Source organism: Streptomyces sp. NBC_01267 (assembly GCF_036241575.1).
Classification (GTDB): domain Bacteria; phylum Actinomycetota; class Actinomycetes; order Streptomycetales; family Streptomycetaceae; genus Streptomyces.
Window position 1 is genome coordinate 5,448,831 of the sequence record NZ_CP108455.1, and the last position, 16,957, is coordinate 5,465,787.

General features: G+C 69.1%; 14 protein-coding genes. 6 read left to right on the plus strand and 8 right to left on the minus strand.

Features of this window, described 5'->3' with window-relative positions; translation table 11 throughout:
* Positions 1-17: 17 nt before the first annotated feature.
* From OG709_RS25040 to OG709_RS25050, 3 genes are read right to left on the minus strand one after another with little or no spacing between them, the layout of a single operon-like run.
* A complete protein-coding gene (locus OG709_RS25040) occupies positions 18-1,004 on the minus strand; it encodes a sugar kinase (protein ID WP_329167718.1) in 987 nt (328 codons plus the stop codon).
* Entirely contained in the window at positions 1,001-2,008 is a 1,008-nt protein-coding gene (locus tag OG709_RS25045) for a dihydrodipicolinate synthase family protein (protein WP_329167719.1), read from the minus strand. The genes OG709_RS25040 and OG709_RS25045 overlap by 4 nt, the downstream gene beginning before the upstream one ends.
* A 10-nt stretch (positions 2,009-2,018) precedes the next feature.
* A complete protein-coding gene (locus OG709_RS25050; RefSeq protein ID WP_266640757.1) occupies positions 2,019-3,737 on the minus strand; it encodes an IlvD/Edd family dehydratase in 1,719 nt (572 codons plus the stop codon).
* A 165-nt stretch (positions 3,738-3,902) separates the two neighbouring features.
* On the opposite strand from OG709_RS25050, the gene OG709_RS25055 reads away from it, so the two are divergent.
* On the plus strand, positions 3,903-4,070 hold the full coding sequence (locus OG709_RS25055) for a hypothetical protein (protein WP_250297859.1): 168 nt from the start codon (positions 3,903-3,905) through the stop codon (positions 4,068-4,070).
* Between the two features lie 20 nt (positions 4,071-4,090).
* Here the strand turns inward: OG709_RS25055 and OG709_RS25060 are convergent, their stop codons facing one another.
* From OG709_RS25060 to ligD, 4 genes are all read right to left on the minus strand, one after another.
* A complete protein-coding gene (locus tag OG709_RS25060) occupies positions 4,091-5,548 on the minus strand; it encodes a penicillin-binding transpeptidase domain-containing protein (RefSeq protein ID WP_250297858.1) in 1,458 nt (485 codons plus the stop codon).
* Positions 5,545-6,924 carry an FtsW/RodA/SpoVE family cell cycle protein gene (locus OG709_RS25065; RefSeq protein ID WP_250297857.1) on the minus strand — a complete coding sequence of 460 codons (1,380 nt, stop codon included), beginning with the start codon at positions 6,922-6,924 and terminating at the stop codon, positions 5,545-5,547. Before OG709_RS25065 ends, OG709_RS25060 begins: the two co-directional genes overlap by 4 nt.
* Positions 6,925-7,128: 204 nt before the next feature.
* Positions 7,129-7,440, minus strand: a complete 312-nt coding sequence (locus OG709_RS25070) for a zinc-ribbon domain-containing protein (RefSeq protein WP_250297856.1) — start codon at positions 7,438-7,440, stop codon at positions 7,129-7,131.
* Positions 7,441-7,563: 123 nt separating this feature from the next.
* Positions 7,564-8,454 carry a non-homologous end-joining DNA ligase gene (gene ligD, locus OG709_RS25075; RefSeq protein ID WP_250297855.1) on the minus strand — a complete coding sequence of 297 codons (891 nt, stop codon included), beginning with the start codon at positions 8,452-8,454 and terminating at the stop codon, positions 7,564-7,566.
* Positions 8,455-8,555: 101 nt separating this feature from the next.
* On the opposite strand from ligD, the gene ku reads away from it, so the two are divergent.
* Entirely contained in the window at positions 8,556-9,623 is a 1,068-nt protein-coding gene (gene ku, locus OG709_RS25080) for a non-homologous end joining protein Ku (RefSeq protein ID WP_250297854.1), read from the plus strand.
* Between the two features lie 351 nt (positions 9,624-9,974).
* Complete coding sequence (locus OG709_RS25085; protein ID WP_329167720.1) at positions 9,975-11,843, plus strand: MFS transporter; 1,869 nt, start codon at positions 9,975-9,977, stop codon at positions 11,841-11,843.
* A gap of 114 nt (positions 11,844-11,957) precedes the next feature.
* On the opposite strand, the gene OG709_RS25090 is transcribed toward OG709_RS25085, so the two are convergent.
* Positions 11,958-12,533 carry a GNAT family N-acetyltransferase gene (locus OG709_RS25090; protein ID WP_250297853.1) on the minus strand — a complete coding sequence of 192 codons (576 nt, stop codon included), beginning with the start codon at positions 12,531-12,533 and terminating at the stop codon, positions 11,958-11,960.
* Between the two features lie 132 nt (positions 12,534-12,665).
* On the opposite strand from OG709_RS25090, the gene OG709_RS25095 reads away from it, so the two are divergent.
* The 3 genes from OG709_RS25095 (at position 12,666) to OG709_RS25105 (ending at position 16,917) form a co-directional block, all read left to right on the plus strand.
* On the plus strand, positions 12,666-13,367 hold the full coding sequence (locus OG709_RS25095) for a glycoside hydrolase family 75 protein (RefSeq protein ID WP_329167721.1): 702 nt from the start codon (positions 12,666-12,668) through the stop codon (positions 13,365-13,367).
* Positions 13,368-13,726: 359 nt separating this feature from the next.
* The gene (locus tag OG709_RS25100; RefSeq protein WP_329167722.1) at positions 13,727-14,026 is read left to right on the plus strand and encodes a trypco2 family protein; all 300 of its coding nucleotides are present in this window, start codon (positions 13,727-13,729) and stop codon (positions 14,024-14,026) included.
* Positions 14,023-16,917, plus strand: a complete 2,895-nt coding sequence (locus OG709_RS25105) for an NACHT domain-containing protein (RefSeq protein ID WP_329167723.1) — start codon at positions 14,023-14,025, stop codon at positions 16,915-16,917. The genes OG709_RS25100 and OG709_RS25105 overlap by 4 nt, the downstream gene beginning before the upstream one ends.
* Positions 16,918-16,957 lie beyond the last annotated feature (40 nt).

Below are 16,957 nucleotides of genomic sequence, written 5' to 3' on the forward strand. Positions count from 1 at the left end.
GGGGCGGGGTGGGGTGGTCAGCGGTGGACGGTCTCGGCGCCGCCGGTGAACGCGGCGAGCGCCCGGTCCAGCCCCGCCCGGTCGGGGAGCCCGTCGGTGTCCGTGGCGCACTGCACGACCAGTGCGGCGACGGCCGCCGCCTCGCGCAGACAGACCTCGTACGGCTCCGCGCGCAGCACCCCGGAGAGGAACCCCGCGGCGAACGCGTCCCCCGCGCCCACCGGGTCGGTCACCGGCACCCGGAAGGGCGGTTGCCGCCAACTCGCCTCCCGCGTATGGCAGGAGGCCGATTTGTCCCGGTGCTTGACCACCACGGTGCGCGCCCCGGCCGCGAGCAGCCGCTGTGGACCCGGCACACCGAGCAGCTCCAGCTCGTCCTCGCCGGCCAGCACCAGATCGGCCCGTTCCAGGAGCGGGCCGACGACCTCGCGCCACCGGGCGGGAGTGCCGAGCTTCAGGCGCACGTTCGGGTCGAAGGAGACCGCAGCCCCCGCCTCGTGCGCCAGCTCGAACAGCCGCAGGGTGGCGTGGTGGGCGGAGTCCGACAGCATCGGGGTGATGCCGGTGAGGTGGACGGTCCCGGCGCCGCCGAGCACCTCCGGTGTCAGCTCGTCCGGCGTGAGCAGCGAGGCGGCGGAGCCCGTCCGGTGGTACTGCACATCGATCGCTCGGGCCGGATGGCTGTCGCGCAGCAGCAGTCCGGTGGGCGCGGCCGGATCGGTCGTCGCGTACGAGGTGTCCACGCCGTCGGCGCGCAGCTGGGCCAGCACGGCCCGCCCGGCCGGATCGTCGCCGACCCGGCCGAGCCAGCGGACCGGGTGTCCCAGCCTGGCGAGACCCGCCGCGACATTGGACTCCGCGCCCGCGATCGAACGGCGGAAGGCGGTGGCCCGCTCCAGCGGAATGCCGGGCTCCGCCAACATCAGCAACATGGCCTCGCCACAGGTGACGAGAGCGGGGCCGCCCGCGCCGCCGGGGCCGCCCGCGCCGTCCGGGCCGTTCATCGCGTCAACTCCGGTATCAGATCGCTGAATTCGGCGCAGAACCGGTCGATCAGACGCAGCTCCTCGTGGTCGAGACGGTGACCGGGCGCACGGCAGTGCGCCGAACCGAACCAGCCACGGCGTACCGAGATCTCCTTCTCCGCGGCGACGATCAGCTCCACGCCCTGCATCCAGTACGACAGGTAGGGAAGCATCCGGGTGTGCAGCGCGAGAGCCCCGTCCTCGTCCCCCGATTCCCAGCGGCGCCACAGCTCGACGTACAGCTCGGTGAAGGAACACCCCGGCTGGACCCCGACCGCGCCGCGCCGCAGGGCGTCGGGCAGCTGGAGCCCGGCGAGGCCGACGAGCGCGGGCAGCGGCCGGTCGCCCTCCGCGAGGGCGGCGATCAGCCGGCCGGGCGGCGACGACTCGACCTTGACCCAGCGCAGATTGGGGTGTTCGGCGGCGAGCAGACGCAGGGTCGGGGCGTCCAGTGCGGTACCGGTCTGCGCGGGGGCGTACTGCACGACGACCGGCAGCGGATGGACAGCGGCGAGCACCGCCCGTACGTGGGCCAGTACGGCGTCGCGCGACGGGCCGAGGAAGTGCGGCGGCAGCACGTTGATCACGTCGGCGCCCCGCTCGGCCGCCGACCGGGCCTGGGCCACGGCGTGCCGGGTCGCGTGGTCGGGCACCGACACGATGGCGGCGACGTCGGACCGCTCCCGGGTGCGGTCGAGCAGCAGACCGGTGAGCAACTCCCGCTCCGCACCGTCGAGTTTGTGGAACTCACCGGCGAAGCCGGGGAACATCACCGAGCTGACGCCGGTGGCGAGCACCCGGTCGACGACGGTGGTGAAGCCCGCGGGGTCGAGATCGCCGTTGTCGTGGAAGGGCACTTCGAGAACGGGCGAGACGCCGCGCACCAGCGCCTCGGTGCGGTCGGCGTAAGTCCTACCGGTCAGCCCGGTCAGCCCGGTCAGCCCGGTCAGCCCGGTCCGGTCGGTCGTGGGTACGTCGGTCATGGCGGACTCCTCAGAAGGCCTGGCGCGGCGGGGTGGAATCGGTCGAGCCGACCAGGAAGTCCAGGTCGACGCCGGTGTCGGCCTGCGTCACGTGCTGGGTGTACAGGTAGGTCCAGCCACGCTCCACAGGCGGCTCGGGCGCCTTCCAGCCGCTCCGGCGCAGCTCCAGCTCGGCATCGTCCACCAGGACGTCCAGGCGACGGCCGGGGACGTCGAGACAGACCTGGTCCCCGGTCCGTACGAGGGCGAGCGGCCCGCCGACAGCCGCCTCGGGCGCCACATGCAGCACACAGGTACCGAATGCGGTCCCGGACATCCGCGCGTCGGAGATGCGGACCATGTCCCGCACCCCCGCGTCGAGCAGCTTCTTCGGAAGCGCGAGGTTGCCCACCTCGGGCATGCCGGGATAGCCGCGGGGGCCGGTGTTCCGTACCACCAGGACGGTCTCGGCGGTGACGTCGAGGTCCGGGTCCTCGGCGACGGCGAGGTACTCCTCCAGGGAGTCGAAGACCAGCGCGGGCCCGGTGTGGCTGAGCAACTGCGGTGCTGCCGCGGACTGTTTGATGACGGCTCCGTCGGGAGCCAGGTTGCCGCGGAGCACGGCGGTACCGCTGCCCGCGGGCAGCACCGGGTTGTCGAAGGGGCGGATGACCTCGCGGTCGTACACCGCCACACCCGCGCAGTTCTCCAGGAGCGAGCGGCCGGTGACGGTGACGGTGTCGCGGTGGAGGTACTCGCGCAGATCGTTGACGAGTGCGGGCAGCCCGCCCGCGTACGCGAACTCCTCCATCAGGAAGCGGCCCGAGGGCATCAGGTCGACCAGCAGGGGCAGTTCGGCGCCGAGCCGGTCGAAGTCGTCGAGGGCGAGCGGCACGCCCAGCCGTCCCGCGACGGCGAGCAGATGGACCACGGCGTTGGTCGAGCCGCCGATGGCCGCGTTGATGCGGATGGCGTTCTCGAACGCCTCCCGGGTCATGATCCGTCGCGGTGTGAGATCGCTGGTGGCCAGCTCCACGGCGCGGGCGCCGGTCTCCTCGGCGAGCGTGCCGCGCCGGGCGTCGACCGCGGGCAGTCCGGAGCCGCCGGGCACCATCATGCCGAGGGCCTCGGTGAGGCAGGCCATGGTGGAGGCGGTGCCCATGGTCATGCAGTGACCGGCCGACCGGTTCAGCGAGGACTCGAACTCGGTGAACTCCTCCTGGCTGATCGTCCCCGCCCGCAGTTCCTCGGTCATCCGCCAGATGTCCGTGCCCGAGCCGACATCGCGACCCTGGAAGCGGCCGTTGAGCATCGGGCCGCCGGTGAAGACCATCGCGGGCACTCCGGCGCTGGCCGCGCCCATGAGGGCGGCCGGGGTCGTCTTGTCGCAGCCGGTCAGCAGGACGACGGCGTCGAGCGGGTTGGCCCGGATCTGCTCCTCGATCTCCATCGCGGCGAGATTGCGGTAGAGCATCGACGTCGGCCGCAGGAACGGCTCGCCCAGTGACATCGCCGGGAACTCCAGCGGGAAGCCGCCGGCCTGGAGCACCCCGCGCTTCACCGCGTCGGCGATGATCTGGAGGTGGCCGTTGCAGGGCGTCAGCTCGGAGAAGGTGTTGCAGATGCCGACGACCGGCCGGCCGTCGAAGTTGTGGCCGCCGCGTCCCATGGCCCGCAGATGGTGGCGGGCGATGAACCCGTTCTTCCCGCCGTCCCCGAACCAGGCGCGACTGCGCAGCTGCGGTGCCATGAGGTGAACCCTTCGATGCGGTAGCCGTGGTCGGCGGGCTGTGACCGTTTCTGAAATTCCCGCCAGCTCTTTAATGGTGCTATCAAAGCACGATACGGTCCAGCCTGTGCCTGCAAGGCGCGGACCAGGATCAATGAGGATCGTCACAACCAGGAGGAACGCCCCATGGAGACCGCCGTGGAACGCACCACGATGAAGGCGGTGACCTGGCGGCTCATGCCGTTCCTGGTCCTGCTCTACCTCGTCGCCTGCGCGGACCGGTCCGATGTCGGCTTCGCCAAAAGGCCGGGGCGTAGGGCGTGTCCCGCTTCCTGTGTCCTGCTTCCCGCGTGACGAAAAGGGGCGCCGTACGCTCAACGCCCCAGCGCCGCCTGCATGACCGCCCGTGCGATCGGTGCGGCGAACCCGCCGCCCGAGATGTCCGCGCGATTGGCCGAGGCGTCCTCGACCACCACGGCCACCGCCACCGCGGGGCGGCTCGCGCCGTCCGCCTTCGCCCAGGAGATGAACCAGGCGTACGGCGTACCGGCGTTGTTGACACCGTTCTGCGCGGTGCCGGTCTTGCCGCCGACCGTCGCGCCCTGGATCGCCGCGTTGGATCCGGTGCCCTGCGTCACCACGTCGACCATCATCTGCTGCAACTGGACGGCCGTGGACGCCTTCATCGCCTGGCGGTAGGACTTCTGGCCGGTACGGCTGACCACCCGGCCGCCCTTGGTCCGGGTCTCGTCCACCAGGTGCGGGTACATCAGGGTCCCCCCGTTCGCCACCGCGGCGGAGACCATCGCCATCTGCAACGGTGTCGCCGTGGTGTTGAACTGCCCGATCGAGGACAGCGCCAGCTGGTCACGGCTCATGTCCGTGTCGAAGTTGCTCCTGGCGACCCCGGAGGGGATCTTCACACCGCTGTCGTTGAAGCCGAAGTTGCCCACCGCGTCGTCCATGCCGTGCAGCCCGACCTCCACCCCGAGGTTGGCCATCACCGTGTTGCAGGAGACCTCGATGGCGTACGCGAGTGACGCGTTCCCGCAGCCGCTCGCCTCGTTGGGGAGGACCGTCGTGGTGTTGGGCAGGGTGTACGGGTCGGGGGTGTCGGTGTCCGCGTTCATGTCGCTGACCACGCCCGAGTCGAGCGCCGCGGCGGCCGTCACGATCTTGAAGGTCGAACCGGGCGGATACGTCTGCCGGATGGCCCGGTTGAGCATCGGCTGCGAGGTGAGGCCGTTCAGCCGGGACCAGGTGCCGGCGACCGCCGGGCCGGTGCCGGACAGCAGCCCCGGATCGTACGAGGGGCTGCTGACCAGTGCCAGGATCTTGCCGGTCGAGGGCTCGATGGCGGCGACCGCACCCCGCCTGCCGCCGAGCCCGTTGTACGCGGCCTCCTGCATCGAGGCCTTGATGGTGGTGGCCACGTTGCCGCCCGGCTGCTGGGCGCGCGTCAGTTCGTTCCAGAGCGGGAAGGGGGCGAGCATCGAGTCGGTGCCGGAGAGGATGCCGTCCTCGGCGTTCTCGATCAGGGTCGTGCCGTACGTCTGCGAGGCGTAGCCGGTGACCGGCGCGTACAGCGGGCCCTGCCGGTACGTCCGCTCGTACCGCAGCTGCTGGCCGGTGTCCTTCGACCCGGTGACGGACGAGCCGCCGACCAGGATGTTGCCGCGTGGCTGTTGGTAACGGGCAATGGTCAGGCGGCGGTTGGCCGGGTTGTTGTCCAGCGAGTCGGCCTGGAAGACCTGCACCCGGGCCGCGTTGACCAGCAGGGCCACCAGGAGCAGCAGACAGCAGGCGGCTGCCCGCCGGATGTAGCGGATCATGACTCGTCCTCCACGATCGGCGCGATGAGCCCGGTCTCCACGTAGTCGAGGTGCGGTCTGCGTGCGGAGTCGCTGATCCGGATGAGCAGCGCCACGATGATCCAGTTGGTGACCAGCGACGAACCGCCCTGTGCGAGGAAGGGCATCGCCATACCGGTCAGCGGGATCAGCCCCATCACCCCGCCCGCGATCACGAAGACCTGGATCGCCAGGATCGAGGAGAGACCGATCGCGAGCAGCCGCCCGAAGGTGTCGCGCAGGGCGAGGCCCGCCCGGTAGCCGCGGGCCACCACCAGTGCGTACAGCAGGAAGATCGCGGAGAGCCCGGCCAGGCCGAGTTCCTCGCCCGCGGTCGCCAGGATGAAGTCCGACTTGACCGCGAAGCCGATGAGGATGGAGTGGCCGAGGCCCAGCCCGGTCCCGAGGATGCCGCCGGCCGCGAAGGAGAACAGCGACTGGGCGAGCTGATTGGCGCCGTGGCCCGCGTCGATCGAGGCGAAGGGGTGCAGCCAGTCGGTGACCCGGCTGCGGATGTGGGGTTCGAGATTGCCGACGACGAACGCGCCGAAGGCGGCCAGCACCATGCCGATGGCGATCCAGCTGCCCCGGCCGGTCGCCACGTACAGCATGATCACGAACAGCCCGAAGAAGAGCAGCGAGGTACCGAGGTCGCGCTCCAGGACGAGGACCCCGACGCTGATCAGCCAGATGGCGAGGATCGGCGCGAACACCCGCATGGTGGGCAGCTGGAGCTTCCAGATCTTACGTCCGGTGTACGAGAGGGCGTTGCGGTTCGCGGCGAGGTACGCGGCGAAGAACACCGCGAGCAGGATCTTCGCGAACTCGCCCGGCTGGATGGAGAATCCGCCGACCCGGATCCAGATCTTCGCGCCGTTCACCGCGGGGAACAGGATCGGGATGATCATCAGCACCAGCGCGACGGCCACCGACAGGTACGCGTACCGCTGGAGGATCCGGTGGTCCCGCAGGAAGAACACGAAGGCGATGAAGAGCGCCACCCCGAGCGTGGACCAGATCAGCTGGGTGGGTGCGGCGGCGTCGCCGGGGGTCTCCAGGTCGAGGCGGTAGATCAGGACCAGGCCGATGCCGTTGAGCAGAACGGCGATCGGCAGCAGCAACGGGTCGGCGTACGGCGCCCGGAAACGCACGGTGAGGTGGGCGACGAGGGCCAGCAGGCCGAGACCCGCGCCGTAGTTCGCGGCATCGGCCGGTACCGCGTCGTGCTTGGCGAGCCCGACGGCGATGTATCCGTACACGGAGATCAGGACGGCGCCGATCAGCAGCACGAGCTCGACGCCCCGCCGCTTCGGCAGGCGTAGTTCCGGCGGGGGAGCGTCCACCGTCGATGCGGTCATGCCAGGAAACGTAGCAAGCCGTTGACGCTATGTCCGCTAATGTCACAGTGCGCCTTATGGTGCGGTGCATCCGCTGCCCGTGGTGCGCACCTCATGCGCCTCGGTGCGCATCCCGTGTCTCGGTTCCCCGTGCGCGCGGGCGCGGCGCCGACGGCCCCGGCATGACGGTGCGCCAGGGCCGCCCGCGGTGACGGGGAGTTCGGCTCACTGCTGGTAAGGGTTCTGCCCCTGCTGCTGCGGCGCGGGCTGGCTGTAACCCTGCTGCGGGCCCTGCGGCTGACCCTGGGTCTGGGCCAGCAACTGGTCGGCCTGCTCCTTGGTCACCCGGTTCTCCACACCGCAGAAGGTGCACTGGGTGGCGAACTTGCTGGAGATGGGGAACAGCGGCACGAAGAACAGCGTGAACTTGGTGACGCGCCTGCGGAGCGTGTGGGCCGACGGATTGCCGCACTGTCCGCACACCAGCGTCATTATCGCCAACTGGTAGAGATAGCCTCTGGTACCGAAAATGATCATGTTTGGTCCCCTCCTGGTCGGTAATTGCGGTACACCGTAGCCGGGTTCCCGCCCCTCCGGCGCCCCCGATGTCCGGTGGCCGGACGCGCCTGCCGCATCCCGGTCCGATCCGGGCGAAACGCCCTACGGGCGGGGCAGGGGCCGGGCCCGGTTGAGATTGATCAGCGGGCCGAGCAGATCTCCGTACCGCTGGAGCCGGGGGCCGATGTCGCCGATCAGGAAGACCAGGTCGGCGGGGTCCGCGGCCCCCTCGACCTCCTCCCAGGTCACCGGGGCGGAGACGGTCGGCCGCGACCGGGCCCGCAGGGTGTAGGGGGCCGCCGTGGTCTTCGCCGCCGCGTTCTGACTGTGGTCCACGAAGACCTTGCCGGGCCGCAGCGCCCGCGTCATCCGGTGGAGCGCCAGACCGGGCAGCGCGGCCTCGGCCTCGACGGCCAGCCCCTTGGCGTACGCCGAGACCTCGTCGGACGGGGTCGGCTCCAGCGGCGCGAGCAGATGCAGGCCCTTGGAGCCCGAGGTCTTCGCGTACAGGGACAGCCCGTCGGCCGCCACCCGCTCGCGCAGCCACAGCGCCACCGCGCAGCACTCGATCGCGGTGGCCGGGGGCCCGGGGTCCAGATCGAGGACCAGCCGGTCGGCGCGGGCCGGGGAATCGGCCTGCCACTGCGGGGTATGGAATTCCACCACCAGATTCGCCGCCCACATCAGGCTCGACAGATCCTGTACGAGGACCTGCTCCGCATCCCTGGACCGGGAGCGCGGCACCTCCGCGGTCCGCACCCAGCCGGGTGTTCCGGGCGGCACGTTCTTGGTGAAGAACAGCTGGCCGTCGGGGCCGTCCGGGTAGCGCAGGAACGACACCGGCCGGTTGTGCAGATGCGCGAGCAGGGCGCCCGCGGTACTCGCGCAGTAGTGCAGGACCTCGCCCTTCGTGGTGCCCGTGGACGGGTACAGGACCTTGTCGAGGCGGGTCAGCGGAAGCCGTCGCCCCTCCACCTCGGTGATCGGGGACATACGATGAGAGTCCCACAAAGCATGACAAAACGGATTCATGAACGTGCAAACGTTCGAATCCCTCGCCGGTCCGCTGCTCCACCGCTCGAATGGGAGACATCGTGCGATCCATATGGAACGGGGCCATCTCCTTCGGCCTGGTCAGCATTCCGATCAAGCTGGTGAACGCCACCGAGAACCACGCGGTCTCGTTCCGGCAGATCCACACGGCTGACGGGGGCCGGATCCGCTACCGCAAGGTCTGTGAACTGGACGAGGAGGAGCTGACCTCCGCCGACATCGGCAAGGGGTACGAGGACGCCGACGGCTCGATCATCCCGATCACCGACGAGGACCTCGCGGCGCTGCCGCTGCCGACCGCGAAGACGATCGAGATCGTGGCGTTCGTGCCGCTGGACTCGATCGACCCGCTACAGATGGACGCGGCGTACTACCTGGTCGCGAACGGCGTACCCGCGGCGAAGCCGTACATCCTGCTGCGCGAGGCGCTCAAGCGCAGCCGCCGGGTCGCCCTCGCGAAGTTCGCGCTGCGCGGGCGGGAGCGGCTGGGGATGCTGCGGGTCGTCGGTGACGCCATCGCGATGCACGGTCTGCTCTGGCCGGACGAGATCCGTTCGCACGAAGGGGCCGCCCCGGAGGCGTCGGTCACGGTGCGGGACGCCGAACTCGACCTGGCGGACACCCTGATGGACACCCTCGGCGACGTGGAGATGGAGTCCCTGCACGACGACTACCGGGAGGCGGTGGAGGAGCTGATCGCCTCGAAGACGTCCGGCGGGGAGGCGTCCGCGCAGCCCACCGCGGAGGCTGGTGTCGGCAAGGTGCTCGATCTGATGTCGGCGCTGGAGAAGAGCGTGCGGGCGGCGAAGTCCTCGCGCGGCGAGGAGGGGGACTCCGGGGCGGACGCGCAGGTGACGGAGCTGCGGTCGGCGGGGTCGTCCGGGTCGGCGGGGTCGTCCGGGTCGACGGGGTCGGCAGGGAGGAAGAAAGCCGGCGGGAAGAAGGCTGCCGGGAGGAAGGCCGCGGCGAAGAAGCCTGCCGCGAAGAAGGCGTCCTCGGGCCGGGCGACCGGCGGCGGTGGCGCGGCCAAGAAGACGGCCGCGAAGAAGACGACCGCGAAGAAATCGGCCGCGAAGCGGACGCCCGCGAAGAAGCGGGCCTCCGCGTGACGCGGTATGGAGTAACGCTCACGTGTGAGGTGAGTCACAATCCGTACGTGTGTATTAGGGCCAGAGTGTTCGTACGCCCCGTTCGCGCGCCCCGGCCGCTTTCGGGCCGCGCCACATGCCGCGCCGCCTGACGTGCGGCTTCGGTAGAGCGTTCACGACGACCCCGGCGCACCGCGGCGTGAGACTCCGGTGACGGGAGGGGCCGTTGGTGCGGGTCACTCCCGCTCTTGGCCGGTGATCCTGCCTGCGGGAAATGTGGATGCCACCTACAAGAGTTAGATTGCTTGCGTCAACTAACGACCCGTGCCCGACGGCGTCAGTGGGCCGGGCTGCATGCAGAGGGGAACGTGCATGGTGGGCAGGAGCGGCCGAATAACCGAGAAGACGACGCCCCCCTCCGACGGGCCGGGGGACCACTACAAATGGATCGCACTGTCCAACACCACACTCGGTGTACTGATGGTGATGATCAATCAGTCGATCGTGCTGATCGCGCTGCCGGACATCTTCCGCGGAATCCATCTGGACCCGCTCGACTCCGCGAACACCAGCTATCTGCTGTGGATGCTCATGGGCTTCATGGTGGTCACCGCGGTACTCGTGGTGGCGTTCGGCAGGCTCGGCGACATGTTCGGCCGGGTCAGGATGTACAACCTCGGCTTCGCGGTCTTCACCGTCTGCTCGATCATGCTCTCGGTGACCTGGCTGCAGGGCAGTGCGGGCGCGCTGTGGCTGATCGGCTGGCGTATCGCCCAGGGGGTCGGCGGCGCACTGCTCTTCGCCAACTCGACGGCGATCCTGACCGACGCGTTCCCCGCCAACCAGCGCGGCACGGCGCTCGGCATCAACTCCATTGCCGCCATTGCCGGTTCGTTCCTCGGGCTGATCCTCGGCGGGGTGCTGGCCCCGGTCAACTGGAAGATGATCTTCCTCGTATCGGTGCCCTTCGGCGTCTTCGGTACCATCTGGGCCTACGTCAAGCTGCACGACACCGGCGTGCGGGCCAGGGCGCGGATGGACTGGTGGGGCAACATCACCTTCGCCCTCGGCCTGATCTCGGTGCTGGTCGGCATCACGTACGGCATCCAGCCCTACGGCACCAGCACCATGGGCTGGTCCAACCCCTGGGTGCTGACCGCGCTGATCGGCGGCGCGGTGGTGCTCGGGGCGTTCGTCTGGATCGAGATGAAGGTGGCCGAGCCGCTGTTCCGGCTCTCCCTCTTCCGGGTACGGGCCTTCACCGCCGGCAACATCGCCAGCCTGCTGACCGCGCTGGGCCGGGGCGGCCTCCAGTTCATGCTGATCATCTGGCTCCAGGGCATCTGGCTGCCCCTGCACGGCTACAGCTTCGAGAAGACCCCCCTGTGGGCGGGGATCTACATGATCCCGCTGACTGTCGGCTTCCTTCTCTCGGCGCCGCTCTCCGGCTGGCTCTCGGACCGGCTGGGCGCCCGCCCCTTCACCGTCGGCGGCGCACTGCTGACCGCTGCGAGCTTCCTGGCCCTGATGACCCTGCCGACCGACTTCCACTACTGGATCTTCGCGCTGCTCATCCTGGTCAACGGCCTGGGTTCCGGCCTGTTCGCCTCGCCCAACCGGGCCGAGATCATGAACGCGGTCCCGGCGCAGTCACGGGGCGTCGGCTCCGGAATGACGGCGACCTTCCAGAACTCCGCCATGGTGCTCTCCATCGGCATCTTCTTCAGCCTGATGATCGCGGGCCTCTCGGACACCCTGCCGAGCGTGATGCACGACGGCCTGGTGTCCCAGGGTGTGCCCAACTCCGAGGCCACGCAGGTCTCCCAACTGCCGCCGATCGCCGTGCTGTTCGCCGCGTTCCTGGGGTACAACCCGCTCCAGCAGCTGCTCGGCGACCATCTGACGAAGCTACCCGACGGCGGGAAACACCTCACCAGCAAGGAGTTCTTCCCGCACCTGATCTCCGGGCCGTTCCACCAGGGCCTGGTCATCGCGTTCTGGTTCGCGGTGGCGGCCTGCCTGGTGGCGGCGCTCTCCTCCCTCCTGACCGGCCACGTCGGCCGCAAGCACCGGGTGCCCCCGGCCGAGTCACTGGGCTCGGAACTGGCCGGAGTCTCCGGCGGCGCGGGCCTGGGCCTGAGCGAACCGGTCACCCCGGACGGCGAAGCGCCTCACCCGCCTGGTCGGGGACACGGAGCGACTTCGGCGGGACGGGGCGGGGAGCGGCCCGGGGCCCAGTAGGACCTGTCCGGCGATTCGACGGTCACCGGTCAGCAGGCTGATCGCTGTCGCAGGCCTGCCGTGAAGAGACCTTCACGGCAGGCTCGAAGAGTGGCCGCCGGGCCCTGGGAGTCGTCAGCCTTGCAGGCGGAAGTCCAGCATGTAGAAGACCTTGTCGAAGCGGGATTCGCCGACGGCGACGAAGTCGGGAAGGCGGCCGTATTCGGTGAAGCCGAGTGACTGGTAAAGGCGTTGGGCCGGGACGTTGTCACCCCGGGCGTCCAGGGTGAGGACCTCGATGCCCGCCTCCCGGGCGTCGGAGATCAAGGCGGCGGTCAGCGCCCGGCCGATGCCATGACCATGAGCGGCGGCATCCACCGCGATCTTCTCCACATCTGCGTGCGGCCGATGGGTCGGTCGGGCGTAGCGGAGCCAGTACCCCAACCCGACAAGCCGGCGGTCGAGGTAAGCAGCGCGCAGAGCCGCGTCCCCGACCTGTGCCGTGGAGGCGACACCGGCGAGAAGTTCTGCCACCTCAGCGGGCGACGGAGGGTCCACCCAGCCCAGCGCGGCCCCTCCGCGCACCAGGTCAGCCAGGATCCGGTGGGCCGACTCCGCGAACCGGGCTGCCAGCTCCGGGTCGGAAGCCAGCTCGACGGCATCAAGGATGGTCGGCTCGGCGGTCACACCGTTTGTCCTGGCCGGGTTCATGACCTGCAGCCTAGGGGCTGTCCCGAGTGAGCTCGCGCCCTGCTGGTGCACGAGGGGTTGACGGGGCGCTGAGCGGTCGGCACCTTTGTCATGTCCCAGTAAGGAAACTTTCCTGACAGAGGGAGCCCCCCCATGCGTCGTCGTCTTCTCGCCGCGCTCCTCGTCACCGCAGCGGCCCCGCTCGCCGCCGCCCTCCCCGCAGCCGCGAGTCCCCACACGGCCGCTGCCTCCTCCGCGAAGCTCCAGGAGGGTTCGGTGAGTGCCGCGGACCTGCTGGCCAAGGTGACCAGCTGTTCGCAGATATCCAACGGCAAGTACCGCACCGATGAGGAGACTTCCGCGACCGTGCCGGTCTGCGGCAAGAACGGCGCGGTCTTCTGGAAGGCCGACATGGATGTCGACTGCGACGGCCAGATCACCTCGCAGTGCAGCGCCGACACCGACCCGTGGTTCCAGGACGACACGGCGTTCCACCAGTCCGACGGCAAGGCGCTGAACGCGGCGGCGCTTCCGTACGTCGTCGTGCCCAGCTCCAGCAGCATCTGGGACTACTCGGCGAACGGCATCAAGGGGGGCGGCGTCGTGGCCGTCGTCTACAACAACCAGGTCGAGTACGCGGTCGTGGGCGACACCGGCCCCAACAAGATCATCGGCGAGGCCTCGTACAGCGCCGCCAAGGGTCTCGGCATCGACCCCGACCCGGAGACGGGCGGCGCCGACTCGGGCGTCACGTACATCTTGTTCAAGAACTCCAAGGCCAGCCCGATCGAGAGCCACAGCGCGGCGGTGACCAGCGGCGAGGCGCTTGCCAAGCAGTTCATCGCCGCCAACTGATGGCCGGAAAACTGATGGCCGGCAACCGGGTGTCCGAGCGGCGGTAGTTGGCGTGAGAGAGCCGGACCCGACGATACGGGTCCGGCTCTCTCACGTCCCGGCGCTGAGTCGATCCATGGCTGCGTCGACGGGGGTGTCCAGCAACGCTCGTGGAGTCCAGTCATCTGCCGAATGCATGTGCCCCTGCATTCGGATCATCGAGTAGGCCTCACTGGCAACAGCAGAAACAACAGCAGGAAAACGCGCCGGTCGGTAATCCCTTTTCCGTCAACCACCCTTCTGAAGGGATGTGTTCAGGCTCTCCGCGCGGCTAGAGTTTTCTTCAGTGACCGACCGGCGCACCGGCGTAGGGGGCATGGATGATCGAGTTGGCGCGTGTGATCAGAGATCTGCGGGAGGAGTTGGAACAGGCGATCGTCTCGGGGGAAGGCGAGGCGCTGCGCTTCGAATTGGGGACGATCGAGCTGGAATTGTCGGTCGCTGTGGAGCGAGCCGGTCACGCGGAGGCGAAGGTGCGGTTCTGGGTGGTGGAATCCGGTGCGAACACGACGGCGAGCCGCACCTCGACGCAGCTGATCAAAATGGCTTTGCAGCCCATCCTCGCCGGGTCGCGCCACCCGGTGCTCGTCTCCGGCCGCGCCGGCGAGAACGAGCAATGAGCGCCGCGGACGGCGGCGCAACCGGGGCGTACGAGCCGGACGGGTTCGATGTACGGCGAGTGGTACAGGTCATCATCGTCGGGCGCGGAGGCGAGGGGTGGCGCGGATCGGGCTACCGCGTGAGCGGGGATACGGTGCTCACGGCCGCCCATGTCGTGCGGGACGCGGTCTCGGTCACGCTGCGATTCCTCACCGAGGACGGTGACGTGACGGAGTTGTCCGCCGAAGCGGATCCGGTGTGGGAGGACTCCGAAGTCGATATCGCGGTGCTCAGGATGGCAAGGGACGTGGGCAGCGGAGAGCTGTACGCCGCCGAGGTCCCGCCGGTGCGATTCGGCCGAATCACCCAGCCCGTGGATTGCGAATCGCTGGGATTTCCCAAATTCAAACTCCGTCTCGAAATCGGATCGTCGGAGCTCAACAGAATCACGCAGTACCGGGATTCCCACCATGCACTGGGCAGTACCACCCCGTGGGCGGACCTGCGCAAGGGCACCCTGGAGATCTCCGTAAGCGCTCCGGGGTCCGATCCGGAGGGCCGCTCCCCCTGGGAAGGGATGTCGGGAGCCGCGGTGTGGAGCAGCGGGTACCTGATCGGAGTGGTCAGCCTGCATCACGCCACCGACGGTCCGGGCAGGCTCACGGCAAGCCGGGTGCAACGCTGGTACAGACGCCTCAGCCGAGCTCAGATCGATGAACTGAGCGAGCTGATCGGCCTGCCGACCCGTGCCGCCCACCTCACGCGGCTCCCACCGCCACCCGTACAGGCACCGCCGGCTGATGACGACCCGGCCGAGGCCCTCGCCCGAGAGGTGTCCAGGCAATGGCGCAGGGAGGAGGAGCAACGGCGGGTGCACGACCCGTTCCCGCTCCCCCTGCGTTTCCGGTGCACAGACCGGGATGTCTTCGATCACTGGGCCAGCATCCGCAAGCTCCCGCGCGGGGCGGTTGCACAGCCCCTCCCACTGGACGGCGAACTCGACCAGATCGTCGAGGCGTACCTCTCCGTTCCGTCCTGTCGACTGGTGGTGCTGGGTGAGGCCGGGGCGGGCAAGTCGATCCTCACCCTGCGCTTCCTCGTCGACTGGCTCGACGCCCGCGCCCCCGGCGACCGGGTGCCGGTGATCTTCAGCCTGGGTTCCTGGGATCCGGCCGTCACTTCACTGCGCGGTTGGATGTGCGCCCAGCTGATCCGCGACCACCCCTTCCTCGCGGCTCGGGCTGAGCACGGAGGCAGCCTGGCCCGCGTCCTGGTCGACACGGACAGGATCCTTCCCGTTCTCGACGGTTTCGACGAAATCCCCAACGGCCTGCACGGCAAGGCGCTCGAAGCGCTCAACAAGGCCACCACCATGCCGCTGCTGCTCACCAGCCGCCCCGACGAATACAACAGGGCTGTCAGCGGCCCCGAACGGTCTGATGTGCTGACCGCCGCCGCAGTCGTCGAACTGGAGGGTCTCACCGTCGAGGACTACGCCGACTACCTGACCCGAGCCAGTCGGCCGGTCAGGGGAGGCGGCGCGGACAGCACCGTATGGGACGCCGTCCTGGCGCGATTACGCGAACGGCCGTCCTCCCCGTGCACGGCGAACCTGGCCGAGGTTCTCCGTACCCCGTTGATGGTCTCCCTGGCCCGCACCATCTACAGCGACGTTCCCGGACAGGATCCCGGGAAACTGCTGGAATTCCGAACGCCCGAAGACCTGCAGGATCATCTCCTGGCCGCGTTCGTCCCCGCCGCTTACCAACTCGAGCCGACGGACGACAGCGACGCGGACGGTTCCCGCCGTACGCGTACCCGTCACCGCCGTCGTCACTGGACCCCCGAACGTGCCCAGTACTGGCTCGGCTACCTCGCCACGCACCTGGCTGAACTCAAGACCCATGACCTCGCGTGGTGGCAACTGGGCACCGCTGTACGCCGTTCGACGCGCATGCTCGTGGTCGGGTTCCTGGCCGGAACGGCTCTGGGAGCATCGACCGGAATCGGGAACCTGCCCGTGGACCTGATCGGGACGAAGCACCGGCCCGGATTCGCGATCGAGCGGGGGCTCCTGGTCTGGCTCCTGCACGGACTGGTGGCCGGGTTGGTCTTCGGATTCGTTTACGGGTTCCTGCCCAGGGGTCCGGCGTCCAAGCCGTCGACGCTGCGGATCCAGCTCTTCGGCGGGGTCCGGCAGGATACTTCCGAGATCGTCCGCAGGTTCGTGCTGGGGTTCGGGTTCGGGGTGCCGTCTGCGGTTGTGCTGGAACTCTTGGACAGGTTCGTCATCGGGCCGTTGGGGTTCGACGACGGATTCAGCGGCGGGCTCCGGGGTGCGTTGCTTTTCCCGGCGGAACTCGGATTCGGCGCCGGATTCGCGCTTGCGATCATGGCCTGGCTGGAAACCCCTATAGACACGTCATCCGCGATCAGCGCTTCGGACCTGTTGAGGACGAACCGCAAGAACGCGTTCGTCTACATGCTCGTGTGGTTGCTGGTGCTCGGGATTCCGGCCGGGATCGCTATCGGGTGCTCGCCCGGGCCCGTGGGCGAGTTCGCGCCCGGACCCGTGGTGGGGCTCCTGGCCGGGCTCACCTTCGGAATCGAGGGTGCGTTCGGGGGCGGCCTCGGATACGGGCTGAGTTTCACGGCTTGGGGGCAGTGGGTGGCTCTGTCGCGCATGTGGTTGCCACTGACCGGGCGGCTGCCCTGGGCGGTGGTCGCCTTTCTGGACGACGCCCACGAGCGAGGGGTGTTGCGCAAGGCCGGTGCGGTCTATCAATTCCGCCACGCCCAACTCGAAGTCCACCTGGCTCGCACTTTCCAGGAGCGTCGTACCTCCCGCCGGTCGGATTCACCGATCATGGCCGAGCGGGAACCGTTGGTAACCGAAAGCGCGTCGCCTTGAATACGGAGATGCGGCAGGCGCTGACCGATGAGAATCATCG